A 13,156-nucleotide genomic window follows, 5' to 3' on the forward strand; every position below is an offset into this window, starting at 1 on the left:
AACCCTCGTATTATAGCGGAGTTAGGCAACATAGGTGAGGAAGAGTTGTAGGTGAATGCCGTAGACCGGCACGTATGTCCAGTGTGGAGCTGGTTATTCGCCTTCCCCGAAGTAATCATTGATCAGCGTAACCAATGCGTCGACAGCGTCGGATTCATCCGGACCGTCCACAATCAGCTCTACCTCTGTCCCCTGGCTGGCGGCGAGCATCATTACCGGCATGATGCTTTTGGCGTCCACCTGTCTCCCTTTGCGGCTGATTTGAATACTGCTGTCGAACTCAGATGCCTTGGCAACCAGTTTGGCCGCCGCTCGGGCATGGAGCCCGAGTTTGTTGATAATGGTAATGGGGCGGCGGATCATAGGCGGTTCAGCTGTCCCTGCTTTGCAGGTGGGGCAGCTCGGTGTGGCGAACCTGCACGTTGCTGTATTTGCCCGAGAAATAGCGGCCGAGCTGATCGCAGATATAAACCGAGCGATGCTGGCCACCGGTGCAGCCGATGGATATGGTCATATAGCTGCGGTTGCTGTCTGCAAACGATGGTAGCCAGTTTTCCAGGAATTGGGTCAGGTCTTCGACCATCTTGCGGCTCAACGGCTCCTTTTCCAGGAAATCGATGACCGGCTGATCGGTGCCCACGAACTGCCGAAGGCTGGTGTCCCAGTAGGGATTGGGCAGGCAGCGCACATCGAACACATAGTCCGAATCCAGTGGCACGCCGTGCTTGAACCCGAACGACTGGAATAGCAGCGCCAGTTCCTGATGGCGCCTTCCCGCGACCCGTTGCTTCACCATATCCCGGAGCTCGTACATGGACAGTCCCGTGGTGTCGATGTAAAGATCGGCCAGCTTTGACAGGGGCTCCAGAAGTTTTTTTTCGTTGCCAATGGCCTCCCGAAGGGAGGTTTTGTCATCACTCAGTGGGTGCTTCCGGCGCGTGGCATGGAAGCGCTGCAACAGAGACTGTTCATCGGCGTCGAGATAGATGATCTCGATGGTTACGCCGGTATCCTGAAGGCTGCGGTAGATATCCTCGAAGTTGCTCAGCTCCCCGGAGAGGTTGCGGGCGTCGATGCTGACAGCCATCTTTCCCAGCCGGCCAGGAGAGTTCTGGTTGGTGGCCTCCTGTGTCAGAGGGAACAACAGGCCGATAGGCAGGTTGTCGATGCAGTAATAGCCCAGGTCTTCCAGAACGTGTAACGCGGTACTTTTCCCGGAACCCGATCGACCACTGACGATGATTAGTTTCATAGCCCGTTCACCTCGGATGTGGAATTGTTCAGCTTGTCTCGGCTGTCATCCGGCGATAGAGAGAGTCTGCGTCGGTGCACTGACGCAGCTGGTCGCAGAATGCGCGCTCGTTGAACTTTTCGGCAAGTTGACTCAAAAGCTCAAGATGCTCGCTGGTGGCTTCCTTGGGGACAATCAAGGTGAAGACGAGGTCCACCGGCTGGTTGTCGATGGCGTCGAACGCAACGCCTTCGTCCAGCGTCAGCAAGACGCCGACCACGTGATCCAACCCTTCCAGTCGACAGTGGGGGATCGCGATGCCCTGTCCGATACCGGTGCTCCCCAGCCGCTCCCGCGCGACCAGGTTGGTGAATATCTGGGTGTCGCTGAGCAGAGAGTCGTGCTTCTGGATCTGCTCGGCAATGGTTTCCATAACCCGCTTTTTGCTGGAGGCAGGCACCCTGCAAAGGGTCAGCTCCGGCGCGAGAATGTTCTCGATAGTCAAGGATGTGTCGGTCATGAATCGACTGCAGTTCCGTAAAAAAAGGCTGCGGCACGTGTTGCCTGGTTAGCCAGTGCCGCAGCTCGATTAACTGTCATGCAGGGGGCTTCGTCCTAGCGGGCGCCGTTCCCATGCATCCGGTCTACGTTCTTTTCCTTGTGCTTCAGGATCTGCCTGTCCAGCTTATCTACCAATCCATCAATGGCAGCGTACATATCGCTGTTTTCGGCCTTTGCGTGAATCTCACCACCTATCACGTGAAGCGTAGCTTCCGCCATCTGGCGCACTTTTTCCACCTCAAGGGTAACCTGGCAATTGCTGATGTGGTCGAAGTGCCGCTCAAGCTTTTCAAATTTGCCTGATACGTAATCTTTCAGTGCGGGAGTCAGTTCTACGTGATGGCCTGAAATATTGAGTTGCATAGGCTTCTCCTGTTTTCAGCTTACCGGCACCCGTCAGGATGCCGGCTGTGTGCCACAGCGTTATGCTGCAGGCGGTATACTTTCAGGAAAGGGCTCTCCCCGTGAGGCCGGGAGCAGACGCTTTCTACACCAGTCGCTTTCGCTCGTTGGATGGAGGAATGTGCATTGCCTCGCGATACTTGGCCACGGTTCGGCGAGCCACTTTGATACCCTGGTCTCCTAGCATGGCTGCAATTTTGCTATCGCTCAATGGCTTTTTCGGAGTTTCCGTTGCAATCAGCTTTTTGATCATTGCGCGGATTGCTGTGGATGAGCACTCTCCACCCTCGTCGGTACTGACATGGCTTGAGAAAAAATACTTAAGCTCAAATATGCCCCGCGGTGTGTGCATGTATTTTTGGGTGGTGACCCGCGAAATGGTCGACTCATGCATTTCCACCGCCTGGGCAATATCAGAAAGAATCAATGGTTTCATGGCTTCCTCGCCATGATCCAGGAACCCCTGCTGGTGCTCGACAATACGTGTGGCCACCTTGAGCAGGGTTTCGTTACGGCTTTGCAGGCTCTTGATGAACCACTTTGCCTCCTGCAACTGGTCCCGCAGGTAGGTGTTGTCGGCACTGCTGTCCGCCCGCTTTATAAGAGAAGCATAGCTTGCATTCACACGAATGCGTGGTGCAATTTCAGGATTCAGTTCCACGCGCCAGCGCTCATTGTGTTTGCGCACGATCACATCGGGAATGACGTAGTCCGGCTCGGCCTGGTCCAGAGTGTCGCCAGGGCGCGGATTCAGTCCGGTAATAAGGGCCAGCACATCCCGTAGCTGTTCTTCCTTCAGGCGGCTGCGACGTAACAGTTGGGCGTAATCACGGTTACCCAGCAGGTTTATGTAGTGGGTAATCACCAGTCGGGCCTGAGCCAGCCAGGGCGTCTCCGGGGGCAGTTGGTTCAGTTGGATCAGCAGACATTCCTGCAGATCGCGGGCGAACACACCCGGTGGGTCGAAGTGCTGCAGACGGTGAAGAACGGCTTGCACTTCGTCCAGTTCCAGCGGGTCTTCATCGGATTCGTCCACCATACCTGAGTGAATTTCCTCAAGCGGGGACGTCAGGTAGCCGTGGTTATCAACCGCATCCATCAGCGCGTGGGCAATGGCCTGATCCCGCTCGCTCATGGGCGTCAGGTTCAACTGCCATTCCAGGTGGTCCTGAAGCGTTTCAGTGGGGGAATTGCGGGTTTCGAAGTCGTTGTCGTTTTCGTCGTCGTTACGGGCTGCTGAAGCTGGAGCGGACTGATAAATGTCATCCCAGGCGGTGTCGACGGGAAGGTCGTCAGGAATGGTGTCGGGGCTGTCTGTTTCTGATGACCAGTCAGGTCCGTTTTCGGATTCGTCCCAATCCGTTGCGGTGTCGGAGGTAGTGTTGGATTCCTCGGTTGACGCTGTTTCAGAGGACTCGTTGTCACTGTCCGTGGATTCCGGATTCTGATTATCGTCGTCTTCCGAGGTTTCCAGCATCGGGTTGGATTCCAACGCCTGCTGGATTTCCTGCTGGAGGTCCAGGGTGGAGAGCTGCAGAAGCCTGATAGCCTGTTGCAGCTGGGGCGTCATGGTCAGGCTTTGGCCCAGCTTTAACTGTAATGAGGCTTTCATAACCATGGTTCAGGATCCGTCACTCGGTCTCTCTCTTCCGTCACTCAGGCTCTCTCTTTATGTCACTCGGGCGCGCTCTGGAGCCGGGGTTGCACAAAAACTCTTTGTATGCTGGCTACTTGCCGCACCAAGCAAGTTCTTTGCCGAGTGTACTACAGGCGAAACTCGTTGCCCAGATACACTTCCTTGACCTGCTGGTTGGCCAGTATATCGTCCGAGTTGCCAGAGGCAATAATGTGGCCGCCACTGACAATGTAGGCATTCTCGCAGATATCGAGGGTTTCCCGCACATTGTGGTCGGTGATCAGTACGCCGATGCCCTTGTCCCGCAGGTGCCGGATGATCTGCTTGATGTCGCTCACTGAGATGGGATCGACCCCAGCGAAGGGCTCGTCCAGCAGGATGAATGCCGGCTCCATCGCCAGTGCGCGGGCAATTTCCACCCGTCGTCGCTCGCCCCCTGACAGGGCCATGCCGACGCTATCGCGGATGTGGGTGATGTGAAACTCTTCAAGCAATTCCTCCAGCTTGGTCTCCCGGTCAGTGCGCTTGAGTTCGCGACGGGTTTCCAGGATGGCCAGTATGTTGTCGCGCACGGTGAGCTTGCGGAACACCGATGCTTCCTGGGGCAGGTACCCGATTCCCTTCCGGGCGCGGCCGTGCATGGGCAGGGGCGTTATGTCCTGATTGTCGATGGTGATGCGACCGTTGTCGGAGGGAACCAGACCAACAATCATGTAGAAACACGTCGTTTTGCCGGCGCCATTGGGTCCAAGCAGGCCGACTATCTCGCCGCTGCGAATTTCCAGGGAAACGTCGATGACGACCTTCTTCTGCTTGTAGCTTTTTGCCAGGTTACTGGCCCTGAGAACTGCCATCGGTATCCTGTTCGCCGGAGTTGTTGTCTGGATTGTTGTCGGGATTGCCGCGTGGCTGTATCACCATCTCGACCCGACCGCTGCCATCGCCCTGATCGGCGGAGCCTTCCGCCGTCACAACACGTTCGGCGCTATCATAGTGAATGATATTGCCGCGGAACAGGTTGCCACCCTGTTCGATGACGGCTTCGTGTTTAAAAGTGACCCGATTGTCCGAGGCGGACCAGGTGATCGTCAGGGCGCGCGCGTCGGTTTCGCCCTGGCCTTCCATGGCGGGCTGGCGGTAGCGTGCCGGGGTACCGGTGGCTTCAATGCGACTGACGCCATTTCCGTCCCGGTGGAGTACAACCTTGTCCGCCATGAGGTTGGCATCGCCCTGACTCATTTCAACGGAACCGGTATAGGTTGCAATGCCCTGGCCTTCGTCGAGCCGCGCGTTGTCGGCGTTGACCGTGATGGGTTGATCGGACTCCAGGTCAAAGGCCGCGGCGTATGGCATGCCAGCGGTGAGTGTCAGTGCCAGAACAATCGCTGAGAGCAACGGGCGCGAAGCAACCGATTGGTGTCCCTTGCGGTGAGGATGGGGCATGAATTTACTTGCCAGGCTCATAGCGTCCTTCCACTTGAGAGTCGAGTTCGAGGATTCGGTCATCAATCCAGGCCTTCATGCCGGTTGCGCGGGTCAGGCTGAACGAGTCGGTCAGTTCCACCGGGGCGTCTGTGTACACAGTACGCTCTGCGTTATCCAGTGTCAGCGTCGACGTGGTTAATGTCAGTGGGCGCCCCCCCTCGGCTTGCTGGGACACCCGGACATCCCCGGTCAGGTGGACCAGGTCGTCAGCTTCCATGAATTGGCCTTTGTTGGCCTGGACTTGCCAGGGTGCGTTGCCGGGTTCGCCGTAGAGCGTCGCATTCGGCGATTCCATGATGGTCTCGTTGCGGGCCTCGAATTGCTCAATACGCGGGCTTTCGAACTGTGCGGTAAGCTGCCCGGTCTCATCGAAAGACAGGTAGCGACCATTGACCACGAAACCGTCCGGCTCCGATTTTCCTCTCAGCGCGGCGGCGTCCACAGGCTCTGATGACTCGTCACTTTGCCAGAGCAGGAAAAACAGCGCCACTATCGTGACAGCCAGTCCCAGGGTTCGTACCCAGGATCTTGCATAGAGGGCTTCGGCGGCCATTCAGTCCTGCTCCAGATAGGGTTGCAGGCTGGCATTGAGCTGCCCGCAGGCGCAGAGCAGCAGTTCACAGGCTTCACGGACTGCGCCGCTACCCCCCGCGACCGACGTGCAAAAATCCGCGTGCTGGCGCACCAGCCAGTAGCCGTTGGGTACTGTTATACCCAGCCCGGCGTAACGGATCGCGGGCAGGTCCGGCAGGTCGTCGCCCATGTAGGCAATCTGGTGTGGCGCGATCTCCAGCTGTGCAGCCAGTTCCCGCAGGGCGACTTTCTTGTCTTCGCGGCCTTGCATCAGGTGCGGGATGCCGAGGTCATTCATGCGTTTTTCTGTCAGTGGCGATCGCCGTCCGGTAATGACAGCAACGTTGATGCCAGCAGCCATGACCTGTTTGATGCCCAGGCCGTCAAGAATGTTGAACCCTTTCATCTCATCGCCTGAAGCGCTGAACAGCAGAGTGCCGTCGGTCATGATGCCGTCCACATCCAGGGCCAGCAGGCGAATGGCAGCGGCTTTTTCGATCAGCTCCGCTGGCCATTGAGGGCGCAGAGTGTCGGCCATCAGATCACTCCCGCCCGCAACAGGTCGTGCATGTTGATAGCGCCGGTCAGTTTGCCGTCGCGATTGATGACGGGCAGGGCGTTGATCTTCAGCTCTTCCATCATGTTCAGTGCCTCGGCGGCCAGTTGGTCATCGTGGATCACACGCCCGTTGCGGGTCATGACCTCGGCAATCGGCGTGTTGTGAATGTCCACTGAACGGTCCAGGGTGCGGCGCAGGTCACCGTCCGTGAACACGCCGACCAGGTCGCCCCCGGCATTGATGACCGTCGTCATACCCAGGCCCTTGCGGGAAATCTCCAGCAGCGCGCCACTGAGGGTGGTACCTTCCTGCACGCGGGGGATACGGTCCCCGGTGTGCATAATATCGGTGACACGCAGTAGTAACCTGCGGCCCAGGCTGCCGCCGGGGTGTGAAAGCGCAAAGTCTTCGGTGCTGAATCCACGGGCTTCAAGCAGCGCCACGGCCAGGGCATCGCCCATCACCAGAGTGGCAGTGGTGCTTGAGGTGGGGGCCAGTCCAAGGGGACAGGCTTCCTGGGCAACGCTGATGTCCAGGTTGGCAACGGCCTCCCGTGCCAGGATGGAGTTCCCGTTGCCGGTCATGCTGATCAGCGGAGCTCCCATACGCTTGATTAACGGCAAAATAGTCAACACTTCGCTGGTGTTACCGCTGTTGGAGATGCCCAGCACCACGTCCTGGCTGGTGATCATACCCAGGTCACCGTGACTGGCTTCGCCGGGGTGTACGAAGAACGATGGCGTACCAGTGCTGGCGAGGGTGGCGGCGATTTTGTTACCGATATGGCCGGATTTTCCCATGCCGGTCACGACAACACGCCCCTTACACGCCATGATAGCTTCGCAGGCGCGAACGAAATGGTCATCAATCCGGTCGGTCAGGGCGTGGATGGCTTCACGCTCGATCTCGATGGCTCGCAGGGCGGATTCTCTGAAGGTCTGGCTGGTCTCGGTGTTCATCTGGCTTCCGGGTTCGAAATGTTGATGCTTTTCATCGTGGCAAAAGTATATCACTTCAATAGCTGTGACTGCCCTTCCTGACAAGACGTTCAGTAAAAACTGATCATTGACATCAGTTCATTTTGTGAAGGATGGATTGAGGTTCACGGCAGGTTGACATAATGTAGCGCACTCATTAAAGGCTGGGAATGCGGGCTCCCCGACACCCGGGCGGTTTTGGAAGCAGGTATGGACACATCCCCCTACATTGAATTGAGAGACGTGGTTTTCACTCGCGGAAATCGCCGTATCTTTGATGGCGTCAGCCTGGACATTCCCCGCGGCAAGATTACCGCCATCATGGGGCCGAGTGGCACCGGCAAGACCACATTGTTGCGGCTGATCGGCGGCCAGCTGAAACCGGACTCCGGCAGCATATCCGTAGCAGGGGAAAACGTTCCTGAGCTCAAACGCAAGGCACTTTACCGTTTGCGGGAAAAGATGGGGATGCTGTTCCAGAGTGGAGCGTTGTTTACGGATCTCAGTGTCTTTGAAAACGTGGCGTTCCCGCTCAGGGTTCATACCACCTTGCCGGAGGACATGATTCGCGACATCGTTCTGATGAAGCTCGAAGCTGTGGGGCTTCGCGGAGCCCGGGATCTGATGCCGGCAGAACTGTCAGGTGGTATGACCCGACGTGTGGCGCTGGCCCGCAGCATCGCGCTGGACCCGGAGCTGATCATGTACGACGAGCCCTTTACCGGCCAGGACCCGATTGCCATGGGTGTGCTGGTAAAACTGATCCGGGATCTCAACAGTTCCATGGGCCTGACCAGTGTGCTGGTGTCCCATGATGTGCCGGAGTCCCTGAGTATCTGCCACTACGCCTGTATCGTCGCGGATGGTCGTATCATAGGCGACGGCACACCTGAGGAGTTGAGGGTGCATCCATCGGAGCAGGTTCAGCAGTTCCTGCGTGGTCATCCGGATGGCCCGGTGCCGTTCCACTATCCGGCTGCCGATGCGGCTCAGGACTGGAGTATGGCCGGGAGGGGGGATTGATGGACAGGCTGGCAGCTTTCGGCCGATTGGGATTGAGCGTGATTGCATCGCTCGGCCGCTCCGGGCGTTTTCTTGCCGGTGCCCTGGGGGGCGTCCCGCGGCCCTCGGTCGGTTTTCCGCTGCTGCTGAAGCAGCTGTACTCCGTCGGCGTTCTGTCCCTGGCCATCATCGTGGTGTCCGGCCTGTTTATCGGGATGGTTCTGGGGTTGCAGGGGTACACCATCCTCAGCGACTACGGCTCTGAAGCTGCGATCGGTCAGATGATTGCCCTGACCCTGGTGCGGGAGTTGGGCCCCGTGGTGACCGCGCTGTTGTTTGCCGGCCGTGCGGGTTCCGCACTGACGGCGGAAATCGGGTTGATGAAAACCACCGAACAGCTTTCGAGTATGGAAATGATGGGCGTTGATCCGCTGCGCCGGGTGATTGCCCCTCGTTTATGGGCGGGCTTTATCTCTGTGCCCGTGCTGGCTGCGGTGTTCTCGGTGGTTGGTATATGGGGTGGCATGCTTGTGGGCGTTGAATGGCTGGGCGTTTTTGAAGGGTCGTTCTGGGGCAATATGCAGTCTTCCGTAAGCTTCACCTCCGATGTCCTTAATGGTGTCGTAAAGAGCATTGTGTTCGGGTTCGTCTGCACCTGGATTGCGGTCTATCAGGGGTATGACTGTGTGCCCACCTCGGCCGGTATCAGTGCCGCAACGACCAAAACCGTGGTGTATTCGTCGCTGGCCGTACTCGGGCTGGATTTTGTGCTTACCGCCGTCATGTTTGGTGACTTCTGACCGCGGTATACTGGAACGTCAGGAAACAGGGGGCCGGAATGGCACAGAGAACAACAGAAGTGATTGTGGGGCTGTTCATGATCGCGGGCATCGCCGCCATAATGTTTCTGGCGTTGCAGGTCAGCGGGCTTACGCCGAAAGCGCCGGAAAGCTCGTACACACTCTACGCCAATTTCAACGACGCCGGCGGGCTGACGCCCCGGGCAAAGGTATCCATGGCTGGTGTCACCGTTGGCAAGATCCGGGAGATAACCCTGAATCGGGAGACCTATCAGGCCCGCGTGACTATTGATGTGAACGCCAGTGTGGATAATATTCCAGCGGATAGCTCAGCAGTAATACGTACATCCGGGCTGCTTGGCGAACAGTACATTGATATTTCGGTGGGTGGCGACCTGGAGTCGCTGGGCGACGGAGATACGTTCTATTCCACGCAATCCGCCATGAATCTTGAGCGGCTCATATCCAACTTTGCCTCAGGGCAGTCACAATGAAAGAAAGTGGTTCACGGGAGAAAACCATGGTTCTGATCAGACAAAGCCTGATGATAGTTGCGTTGCTGATGGTAGCGCTGGCAGCACCGGCCCACGCCGGTCCGGAGGAGGATCTCCGCGAGTACGTTGACAAGAACACCCAGCGCCTGGTCGACAAGCTGCATGAGGAAAAGGGCCTGTATGAAAAAGACCCTCAGGCGTTTTACCGGAGCATGGATCAGGAACTGAAAAACTTCGTCGACTTTCGCCGAATCGCCGCTCGGGTCATGGGCCGCTATGCACGGCAGACATCACCGGAACAGCGCGACGAATTCGTTGAAAAGTTCAAACGCAGCCTTTTCGACAGTTACGCTCAGGCTCTGGTTAGCGCTGACGATTTTACCATCGAGGTAAAGGAAGCCACGATCAACCCGAACGACGACGCACGGGCGTCCGTGCGTATGGAAGTGATCAGTGCCTCCGGCAACCGCTATCCGGTGACGTACTCCATGTATGAGGCGGAAGAAGGGCGCTGGATGATGGAAAACGTGATCGTCGAAGGTGTGAATATCGGGTTGGCTTTCCGTGATCGTTTCAGTCAGGAGATGGAGAAGAACGGCGGCAAGGTCCAGGCCGTTATCAACGACTGGGGGGATGCGGTGGAATCCCTGAACCTTGAAGGTGAAGTCGACAAATCATGAGCACGGATTGGCCTTCAGTGACGCTTGTTGGTGATACGCTTACGTTGAGCGGAACGATTGATCCGCTCAACGTGGTTGCGATCAGGCGGGAGGGGGAGAAGAGGATACTGGCCAGCAAGGCTGATCTACAGGTGGATCTGTCCGCCATGCACACCGCGCACAGCGTGGTGCTGTCTCTTCTGCTGTGTTGGCACCGCCTCGCAGGCGCCCGCAGTCAGGCCCTCCGGTTTACCGGTGTTAGTGAGCGGCTGAACTCGTTGGCGGCCCTGAGCGGCCTTGAGCGCCAGTTGCCAGGCTTTTCCTCTCCGTCCTTGGCCTGAAAACCTGCACCAAAGCTGACCCGAATGCCATAATTGGTTACAATCTCGCCCCTGATTTAATAACGCCCGAGGATTTATTTATGGAAGCCACCGAAGTTGCCGAGTTGGTTAAAGAGGCGCTGCCTGACTGTGAGGTCGAAGTGCAGGTCGATGGCAATCACTACCTTGTTGTTGTCGTGGGCGATGTATTCGAGGGGCTGCCAACCATCAAACGGCAGCAACTGATCAACAAGGCGCTTTTTCAGCACATTCTTGATGGCACCATTCACGCCCTGCACCCCAAGGCCTTTACACCCGCTGAATGGGCCGCGCGCCAGGGCTGACATGCCCGCAAACTACAGGACACCATTGTGGACAAACTTCTGATCAGAGGTCGCAAGCCTCTCGACGGCGAAATCCGGATTTCCGGCGCCAAAAACGCCGCACTACCGATTCTGGCCGCCACCCTGTTGGCGGACGAGCCGGTGACCGTGGGCAACCTGCCGCACCTGAACGACATAACTACGATGATCGAGTTGCTGGGTCGCATGGGCGTGGAACTGATGATCGACGAGAAAATGAGCGTCGAAGTCCATGCCAATACCATCAGGCAATTCCACGCGCCCTATGAGCTGGTCAAGACAATGCGGGCTTCGATCCTGGTATTGGGGCCTCTGGTGGCTCACTTCGGTGAGGCGGAAGTGTCCCTGCCGGGCGGCTGCGCCATCGGTAGCCGGCCGGTAAACCTGCACATTCAGGGGCTGGAACAGATGGGTGCCGATATCAAGGTCGAAAATGGCTATATCAAGGCAAAGACCAATGGTCGCTTGAAAGGCGCTCATATATTCCTGGATACGGTGACCGTCACGGGTACGGAAAACCTGATGATGGCCGCCGCCTTGGCCGATGGCAAAACCATCCTTGAAAACGCCGCCCGGGAGCCGGAAGTGGTGGATCTGGCCGAGTGCCTGATTGCCATGGGCGCCGACATCAGAGGCCATGGTTCAGCAACCATTGAGATCAATGGCGTCGAACGGTTGCACGGCTGCCACTATGATGTGCTGCCGGACCGGGTTGAAACCGGTACCTACCTGGTTGCCGCCGCGGCCACCCGTGGCCGGGTCAAGCTAAAGGATACCCGCGAGGACTTGCTGGAAGCTGTCCTGCTGAAGCTGGAAGAGGCTGGCGCCCACATAGATACGGGCAAGGACTGGATCTCCCTGGATATGAAAGGCAACCAACCGAAAGCGGTTAGCCTGCGCACCGCACCATACCCTGCGTTTCCGACCGATATGCAGGCGCAGTTTGCGGCGATGAACGCTGTATCAGAAGGCACTGGAACCATAGTGGAAACGGTCTTCGAAAACCGTTTCATGCACCTGCAGGAGCTGATCCGCATGGGCGCAGACATCACCCTCGAGGGCAACGCTGCCATTATCAAGGGTGTCGACCATCTGACGGGCGCTCCGGTTATGGCAACGGATCTGCGTGCGTCTGCCAGTCTGGTCATTGCCGGGTTGGTTTCGGACGGGGATACCATCGTGGATCGGATTTACCACATCGACCGCGGTTACGAGTGTATCGAAGAGAAATTGCAACTGTTGGGCGCGAGTATCCGCCGCCTGCCAGCCTGAATTCATTGAACCGGAAGGACGCATGACCGACTCCATCACCATCGCGCTGTCGAAGGGGCGAATTCTGGACGAGACTCTGCCGCTGTTAAAAGAAGCGGGCATTGAGCTGGTCGACGATGTAAAAAAGTCCCGGAAACTGGTATTCCCCACCACGGATCCGAATGTGCGGGTTTTGATCCTTCGGGCTACCGATGTGCCCACCTATGTGCAATACGGTGGGGCGGATCTGGGAGTAACCGGTAAGGATGTGCTGATGGAGCATGGCGGCGAGGGGTTGTATGAGCCGCTGGACCTGAATATTTCCCGGTGTCGGTTGATGACGGCCGGCTTGAAGGATCAGGCGCCACCGTCTGGGCGTATCAAGGTTGCAACAAAGTTTGTGAATCTGGCGCGTCGTTATTATGCGGCCCAGGGGCGCCAGGCGGATATTATCAAGCTATATGGAGCCATGGAGCTGGCGCCGATTCTGAATCTGGCAGACGAAATTGTCGATATTGTGGATACTGGCAATACGTTGAAGGCCAATGGGCTTGAAGCCAGGGATCTGATTGAGCATATCAGCAGCCGACTGGTTGTGAACCGCGCGTCCATGAAGATGAAACATGCGGGCATCAATCCCATAATTGAGAAGATGGCGGTTGCAGTAGAAAAACGCCGGCAGGTTTCGGAGTAAGAACGGCTCAGGAACGGCTTTCCAAAACACGCTCCTTCGGCACATCCATGTGACGCTTGGACTCCGCCATCCATGGCTCCGTACAGTTTTGGAAAGCCCTTCCTGACCCGCTCCCGGGCCATTTCAGCATCCTCAGAGCAATGACACTTT

At 57.3% G+C, this 13,156-nt stretch carries 18 protein-coding genes; 8 read left to right on the top strand and 10 right to left on the bottom strand.

From position 1 onward, the window contains the following. Positions 1–93: 93 nt before the first annotated feature. The 10 genes from AC13D2_RS12090 to AC13D2_RS12135 all read right to left on the bottom strand — a co-directional run bounded on the left by AC13D2_RS12090 (position 94) and on the right by AC13D2_RS12135 (position 7,406). Entirely contained in the window at positions 94–363 is a 270-nt protein-coding gene (locus AC13D2_RS12090) for an HPr family phosphocarrier protein (protein ID WP_292047441.1), read from the bottom strand. 7 nt (positions 364–370) lie between these two features. Next, on the bottom strand, positions 371–1,252 hold the full coding sequence (rapZ, locus tag AC13D2_RS12095) for an RNase adapter RapZ (RefSeq protein WP_292047442.1): 882 nt from the start codon (positions 1,250–1,252) through the stop codon (positions 371–373). Positions 1,253–1,280: 28 nt separating this feature from the next. Continuing rightward, positions 1,281–1,751: a PTS IIA-like nitrogen regulatory protein PtsN gene (gene ptsN, locus AC13D2_RS12100; RefSeq protein ID WP_292047443.1), complete on the bottom strand. Its 471-nt coding sequence runs from the start codon at positions 1,749–1,751 to the stop codon at positions 1,281–1,283. A gap of 95 nt (positions 1,752–1,846) precedes the next feature. After that, positions 1,847–2,155 (bottom strand): ribosome hibernation promoting factor, encoded by a 309-nt coding sequence (gene hpf, locus AC13D2_RS12105; RefSeq protein WP_126812032.1) that lies wholly within the window; start codon positions 2,153–2,155, stop codon positions 1,847–1,849. A gap of 124 nt (positions 2,156–2,279) precedes the next feature. Then, positions 2,280–3,806: an RNA polymerase factor sigma-54 gene (locus tag AC13D2_RS12110; RefSeq protein WP_420391121.1), complete on the bottom strand. Its 1,527-nt coding sequence runs from the start codon at positions 3,804–3,806 to the stop codon at positions 2,280–2,282. A gap of 152 nt (positions 3,807–3,958) precedes the next feature. Then, positions 3,959–4,684, bottom strand: a complete 726-nt coding sequence (gene lptB, locus AC13D2_RS12115; RefSeq protein WP_482938659.1) for an LPS export ABC transporter ATP-binding protein — start codon at positions 4,682–4,684, stop codon at positions 3,959–3,961. Continuing rightward, a complete protein-coding gene (gene lptA, locus AC13D2_RS12120) occupies positions 4,662–5,183 on the bottom strand; it encodes a lipopolysaccharide transport periplasmic protein LptA (RefSeq protein ID WP_482938754.1) in 522 nt (173 codons plus the stop codon). The genes lptB and lptA overlap by 23 nt, the downstream gene beginning before the upstream one ends. A 94-nt stretch (positions 5,184–5,277) precedes the next feature. Next, entirely contained in the window at positions 5,278–5,868 is a 591-nt protein-coding gene (gene lptC / locus AC13D2_RS12125) for an LPS export ABC transporter periplasmic protein LptC (protein ID WP_420389165.1), read from the bottom strand. After that, on the bottom strand, positions 5,869–6,426 hold the full coding sequence (locus tag AC13D2_RS12130; RefSeq protein ID WP_420389164.1) for a KdsC family phosphatase: 558 nt from the start codon (positions 6,424–6,426) through the stop codon (positions 5,869–5,871). Then, positions 6,426–7,406, bottom strand: coding sequence for a KpsF/GutQ family sugar-phosphate isomerase (locus AC13D2_RS12135; protein WP_288075337.1), 981 nt, complete (start codon positions 7,404–7,406; stop codon positions 6,426–6,428). The genes AC13D2_RS12130 and AC13D2_RS12135 overlap by 1 nt, the downstream gene beginning before the upstream one ends. A gap of 228 nt (positions 7,407–7,634) precedes the next feature. On the opposite strand from AC13D2_RS12135, the gene AC13D2_RS12140 reads away from it, so the two are divergent. The 8 genes from AC13D2_RS12140 to hisG all read left to right on the top strand — a co-directional run bounded on the left by AC13D2_RS12140 (position 7,635) and on the right by hisG (position 13,006). Continuing rightward, entirely contained in the window at positions 7,635–8,447 is an 813-nt protein-coding gene (locus AC13D2_RS12140; RefSeq protein ID WP_482938660.1) for an ATP-binding cassette domain-containing protein, read from the top strand. After that, positions 8,447–9,226 (top strand): lipid asymmetry maintenance ABC transporter permease subunit MlaE, encoded by a 780-nt coding sequence (gene mlaE / locus AC13D2_RS12145; protein ID WP_420389162.1) that lies wholly within the window; start codon positions 8,447–8,449, stop codon positions 9,224–9,226. Before AC13D2_RS12140 ends, mlaE begins: the two co-directional genes overlap by 1 nt. Before the next feature lie 38 nt (positions 9,227–9,264). Beyond that, on the top strand, positions 9,265–9,720 hold the full coding sequence (mlaD, locus tag AC13D2_RS12150) for an outer membrane lipid asymmetry maintenance protein MlaD (RefSeq protein WP_420389161.1): 456 nt from the start codon (positions 9,265–9,267) through the stop codon (positions 9,718–9,720). 26 nt (positions 9,721–9,746) lie between these two features. Beyond that, the gene (locus AC13D2_RS12155) at positions 9,747–10,400 is read left to right on the top strand and encodes an MlaC/ttg2D family ABC transporter substrate-binding protein (protein WP_288075192.1); all 654 of its coding nucleotides are present in this window, start codon (positions 9,747–9,749) and stop codon (positions 10,398–10,400) included. Next, complete coding sequence (locus AC13D2_RS12160) at positions 10,397–10,720, top strand: STAS domain-containing protein (RefSeq protein ID WP_288075193.1); 324 nt, start codon at positions 10,397–10,399, stop codon at positions 10,718–10,720. The genes AC13D2_RS12155 and AC13D2_RS12160 overlap by 4 nt, the downstream gene beginning before the upstream one ends. Before the next feature lie 80 nt (positions 10,721–10,800). Beyond that, entirely contained in the window at positions 10,801–11,043 is a 243-nt protein-coding gene (locus AC13D2_RS12165; protein WP_288075194.1) for a BolA family protein, read from the top strand. A gap of 27 nt (positions 11,044–11,070) precedes the next feature. After that, the gene (gene murA, locus AC13D2_RS12170) at positions 11,071–12,333 is read left to right on the top strand and encodes a UDP-N-acetylglucosamine 1-carboxyvinyltransferase (protein WP_288075195.1); all 1,263 of its coding nucleotides are present in this window, start codon (positions 11,071–11,073) and stop codon (positions 12,331–12,333) included. Positions 12,334–12,355: 22 nt separating this feature from the next. Continuing rightward, positions 12,356–13,006, top strand: coding sequence for an ATP phosphoribosyltransferase (hisG, locus tag AC13D2_RS12175; RefSeq protein ID WP_288075196.1), 651 nt, complete (start codon positions 12,356–12,358; stop codon positions 13,004–13,006). The last annotated feature ends 150 nt before the right edge of the window (positions 13,007–13,156 follow it).

This window comes from Marinobacter sp. B-12 (assembly GCF_056857915.1).